General features: G+C 58.0%; 5 protein-coding genes and 1 pseudogene. 3 read left to right on the top strand and 3 right to left on the bottom strand.

Features of this window, described 5'->3' with window-relative positions:
- Nucleotides 1-85: 85 nt before the first annotated feature.
- Entirely contained in the window at nt 86-403 is a 318-nt protein-coding gene (locus CR105_RS29565) for a transposase DNA-binding-containing protein (RefSeq protein WP_131021903.1), read from the bottom strand.
- Complete coding sequence (locus tag CR105_RS26950; RefSeq protein ID WP_099794011.1) at nt 346-1,434, bottom strand: IS1380 family transposase; 1,089 nt, start codon at nt 1,432-1,434, stop codon at nt 346-348. The genes CR105_RS29565 and CR105_RS26950 overlap by 58 nt, the downstream gene beginning before the upstream one ends.
- Before the next feature lie 246 nt (nt 1,435-1,680).
- On the opposite strand from CR105_RS26950, the gene CR105_RS26955 reads away from it, so the two are divergent.
- From CR105_RS26955 to CR105_RS26965, 3 genes and pseudogenes are all read left to right on the top strand, one after another.
- On the top strand, nt 1,681-2,751 hold the full coding sequence (locus CR105_RS26955) for a PAS domain-containing sensor histidine kinase (protein WP_180288331.1): 1,071 nt from the start codon (nt 1,681-1,683) through the stop codon (nt 2,749-2,751).
- Nucleotides 2,748-3,353, top strand: a complete 606-nt coding sequence (locus tag CR105_RS26960; RefSeq protein ID WP_099794015.1) for a DedA family protein — start codon at nt 2,748-2,750, stop codon at nt 3,351-3,353. The genes CR105_RS26955 and CR105_RS26960 overlap by 4 nt, the downstream gene beginning before the upstream one ends.
- Before the next feature lie 184 nt (nt 3,354-3,537).
- Nucleotides 3,538-3,870: pseudogene (locus CR105_RS26965) on the top strand (transposase); the annotation flags it as partial.
- A gap of 50 nt (nt 3,871-3,920) precedes the next feature.
- On the opposite strand, the gene CR105_RS26970 reads toward CR105_RS26965, so the two are convergent.
- Nucleotides 3,921-4,345 (bottom strand): DDE-type integrase/transposase/recombinase (locus tag CR105_RS26970; protein WP_370660711.1); only part of this gene is annotated, 425 nt, incomplete at its 5' end.

A 4,345-nucleotide genomic window follows, 5' to 3' on the forward strand; every position in this document is an offset into this window, starting at 1 on the left:
GATGCAGACCAGGATCACATCGATCGGAAAGCGCATCCCTTTGAAGTTGAGCATGTCGAGTCGTCCTGGGTTCGGGCGCCGCAGCTTACCCGATTACCCCGTCGATGTTCGCTAATGCGACAGAACCTTCGATGGCGATCGCAGGTTTGCTAGGCGCAGGCATCGGCCTATTGGCTGGTGTTGCACTGTCGCGTAACTGACGCCACTCACACGCTAGTGCCGCCATGCGCTGCTCGGTTTGCTCCCAGTGGGGCGCCATGATGGCACGCCAGTCAATGCTGGCGTTGTCGAAAAGACGGTGCGCCGCCAACGTCTCGGCCCAACCGTTACACGCTTTGGGTATGCTCAAGGTCGGCTCGGCTTGAGATGTTTGATGTAGTTTTCGGCCTGACCGCGCGCGCAATAAATGTCTTCGTACAGCGTGCCTGCATCGAGTCCAGCTAACGAGGTCACGATGAAGCGCGTGTTCTCGCCGAGCGCCGTGACCTCGGCCTTCAAGAGCACTCGCAAAGCCCTCGGCCATGAGCGCGCCTTGTAGGTAAATTCATCGAACAGGCGTACCGCGTTCGGCACCACGTCCTGCGTTTGTGCTGCCACCCAACGATCGCACGCACGAAGCTTGGTTGGCTCAGCCATTGCGTGCAGCTTGGTGTTGCAGGAGAAACCGAAGATGAAGTCGGTGTTCGGCATGCTGTCGATTAGGCCCATCAATTCGGGTCCGCTGAAATGGCCGTCACCCCGAACAAGAATGTGGGTGTTGGGAAAATGGCGGCGAATCAGTTTTAGAACGCGCCGCATGATCATCGCGTTCTCCTCGCCAAATGGACGCTTGCCGGGCCGCAGCACGGCAGCGATCAAGCCGCCCGACTGGCCGTCGAAAATCATCAGCGGCAGGTAGCACGTTGAACCATAATGGTGGTTATAGAACGCCAATGGCTGCTGGCCGTAGCACGCATCCTCGGAGTGATCCAGGTCGAGAATCAAGCTCTTTGGCTGGCTAGCAAAGCTGGCGATAAACTGTTCGACGAGGGCCTCGCTGAAACGGTAGATATCCTGGCGCCGCGCCGCGTGCTCGAAGCGCGAGATCGTCGCCCCCGATGCCAGCGCAGCATCATCGTCGAACGGTAAGCGGGCCGCGCCAAGCTTGAACATCGGGTCGTGGCGCAGGCTGTTCGAGTCGTTCCCGTCCTCGTAGCCGCAGCCAATTTGGTAGATCCGCTGCGTCAAAATATCGTGATACGAATGGTTCACGTAACTCTGATGGCGGCGGTCAGGCAAGGCCACAGCAAGGCGCTTGGTCAAGCCGATCTGGAGGTCGACTCCACGCAGCAGAACCGGGCCGAGATCGGACGACAAGCCACCGCCGGCGAAATCGGCACGGACGATATGAGCTGGAATTGATGCAAAACGGAGCTGCTCTGGGGTAGAATTCATGCCGGGCAAGGTGTGTTCGTGTCGATGAGTGTGGCTTAGGGATAACTCACATTTTATCAATCACTTACAGCATCAGCTGGCAGGTCCAGCCGCCGGGCGCCGGAGAGATTAGACATGGATGACAAATGGAGTAGGGCTCCCGCGAATGACTCAACTAACTTGGACAATCTCGCAACCGCGTGCGGGGACGTCAATGCCTTGACCAGGCGAGTCGGTGATCGGCGTGCTTCTCTTAGGATACCTCTGGTGAGCCAGCTGCCGGTGGCGGCGTTTTGCTGTGACCTCCATGGAGCGGTCGTGAGCCACAATGAAGCTGCCACCGCGCTTTGGGGCCGATCGCCAGATCCTGCGGAGCCTAGCCAATGGAGCGGTGCCCAGGCCATGTACGATCTCAACGGCGCTCGATTGGCTCGCTCGAACTACCCCACGGCCAAAGCGGTCGCCCTTGGCCAAGAATTGCCCGGCATTGAGTTGTGGCTGGAACGACCCGACGGCTCGCGCCGCAAAATAGAGACCCATCTGAAACTTGCCCGAGGCTCCGACGGTATGATCGCCGGTGCCTTGTGTATACTAGTCGATAACACGGAGCGCCAACGATTGGCCGACGAACTTCAACGGGCAGTCGATGACCGCAACGCCTTCCTGTCTCTTCTTGCCCATGAACTGCGAAATCCGCTCTCACCGATTCTCACTGCAGCCGGCGCTATGAAGCGAGTATCGAGCGACGCTCAAATCGTCAAGATGGCCGACGTAGTCGAGCGTCAGGTCAAACTCCTCTCGCGCGTTGTCGGCGATCTTCTGGATGCTTCGAGCCTTGCGGAGAACGGGATTGCCCTGCGGGTCATCCCAGTCTCACTATCGGAAGTCATCGACGCTGCTCTGGACGCCGTCTCTGCCAAGGCGCTATCTCGTAGGCAAAAGGTCGAGGTCGATTTCAAAGGACGAGATAAGACCGTACTTTGCGACCCTGAGCGGGTCTCGCAGGCGCTGGCAAATGTGCTGTTCAACGCCAGCGAGTTTAGCGAAGGAGGAGGCAGCATATCCTTGCGTGTCCGAGTGGATGGGGCGCTGGTCGAGGCTGACATTGCGGACAGTGGCATTGGCATTCCCTCGGAGGAGATCGACAAGATCTTTAAACCATACGCCCAATTCGCCACACACAAGGAGCGTGTGCGTTCTGGGGCAGGATTGGGCTTAGCTATTGCCAAGGACATTTGCGAAAAAAACGGAGACCTGATCACCGCGACGAGTGAAGGCTCAGGCCAAGGAAGTCGGTTTCGCATCATCCTGCCTATCGCCAACGCCGAGCCAATATGATCGAACAGCTCATTACCTGGATGCAGAGCGCAGGCTACTGGGGCGTTGCCGCACTGATGGCGTTGGAGAATCTCTTTCCGCCAATTCCTTCAGAGCTGATCATGCCGTTAGCCGGCTTTATTGCGGCGAAGGGTCAGTTGACTGTAGCCGGAGTTCTTGCAGCGGCGACTGTGGGATCCGTTGGTGGCACGCTGCCTTGGTTTTATACGGCCAAAATGCTTGGATGTACTCGCTTGTGTGACTTCGCCGACAAGCACGGACGCTGGTTAACTCTGTCGACGCACGATATCGACCGCGGCCTTAGTGTTTTTCGTAAGCATGGTCGCAAGATGGTGATCATCGGCCGCTTAGTCCCTGCCATTCGCAGCTTTATTTCGATCCCGGCAGGCTTGGCCGAGATGCCGCTGGGCCGCTTCCTGCTCTACTCGACCATCGGTTCGCTCGTGTGGAACATGGGGTTAATGGGAGCTGGCTACGTCCTGGAGGACCATTACCATGAGGTGGCACGCTATATCGATCCAATTGCGAAGATCGTGTTAGCTTTCATATTGCTGACCTATATTTGGCGGCTGATCTTCTTCCGAAAAACGCCACGGTCGTGAGCCGCAGCAGCGCAAAATTTTAGCAGCGGTGTGTCCCTCATGCGACGCTGGCATAGGTTCTGTCGCATTGTTGATCAAACGACAGAATTTCCCTAGAGAAGCGCTGATTTATTCTCCGGCAGCGGTTCCATCGTTGCCCGCATCCTGAGACAATACCTGCAAGCTCATCACTACCCTGACGATCATGCAAAGAAGCTTCTCCGACCTCGAATACGCCGCCAAGCAGAAGCTGACGTGACGTGACCGGGTCCTTGCCGAGATCGACAGCGCCACGCCGTGGGGCAAGCTGCACAAGCTGATCGAGCCATACTATCCCAAGACCAGCGGACCTGGTCGCCCACCGATCGGCCTTGCCCGCATGTTGCGCATGTACGTGGCCCAGCAGTGCTTTGGTTTGTCCGATGAAGTCATCGAAGATGCGATCTACGACAGCCAGGCTATCCGCGGCTTCGTCGGCATCGACCTCAATCGCGAGTCGGCGCCGGATGCCACGACGCTGCTGAAGTTCCGGGTTCTGTCGCGTTGTTGATCAAACGACAGAATTTCCCTAGGACGGCATTGTGCCGCTCAAACCGGACGGATTATTCCTGCCAGCACAGAAAATTGGTCGGCGAACGACATTGCATCAGCGCCGTCGATTGCGAACTGGCCCTTGCGGATCATGTGCATCAGCTCGATGCCGGCGAGCACGGAGCCGGCAGAGCGGAACGATTTGAAGTTGAGCATCGGCCTGGTCACCCGCTTGATGGCGCGATGGTCCTGCTCGACGATGTTGTTGAGGTATTTGACTTGGCGCACCAGGATCGGCACGTCGCGGCCGGCGTTGATCGCATAGATCGCCGCCTTGTTGGCGCCACTCTTGTCCATCGCGACCTTGTCCGGATCGCCGTTCGCTCCCATGGCCTTGTCGAAGAAGCGCTTCGCCGCAGCCATGTCGCGCTTCGCTGTCAGCAGGAAGTCGACGCTCTTGCTTGTCGACAGGGCGGTAGAGG

This window comes from Massilia eurypsychrophila, assembly GCF_002760655.1.
Lineage (GTDB): Bacteria > Pseudomonadota > Gammaproteobacteria > Burkholderiales > Burkholderiaceae_D > JAFCUW01.

Coding starts and splice junctions, on each gene's coding strand:
- CR105_RS26950 (WP_099794011.1), bottom strand. CDS start 1,434: ATGAATTCTACCCCAGAGCAGCTCCGTTTTGCATCAATTCCAGCTCAT.
- CR105_RS26960 (WP_099794015.1), top strand. CDS start 2,748: ATGATCGAACAGCTCATTACCTGGATGCAGAGCGCAGGCTACTGGGGC.